This is a genomic window from Streptomyces sp. CO7 (assembly GCF_053474865.1).
Map to the genome: position 1 here is coordinate 1 of NZ_JBRIOU010000168.1, position 313 is coordinate 313.

Annotated in this window: 1 rRNA gene; it reads left to right on the forward strand. The window is 60.4% G+C overall.

The features are described from left to right. Positions 1-117: ribosomal RNA gene (locus tag ACOV8S_RS31610) — 16S ribosomal RNA — on the forward strand; the annotation flags it as partial. Between the last annotated feature and the right edge of the window lie 196 nt (positions 118-313).

Sequence of the window (313 nt, forward strand, 5' to 3'; positions counted from 1 at the left end):
CCCGAAGCCGGTGGCCCAACCCCTTGTGGGAGGGAGCTGTCGAAGGTGGGACTGGCGATTGGGACGAAGTCGTAACAAGGTAGCCGTACCGGAAGGTGCGGCTGGATCACCTCCTTTCTAAGGAGCATCTAGGCAGCCGCAAGGTTGTCCAGAGCCACTACGTCGGCGAATGATCGACGGTGGTTAGCTCATGGGTGGAACGTTGACTACTCGGCCGGTTATCGGGTCGGAGGCTGCTAGTACTGCTCGTCAGAGCGTGGAACGCATGATCTCCGGACGTGAGCCGGTCGGGCACGCTGTTGGGTATCTGAAG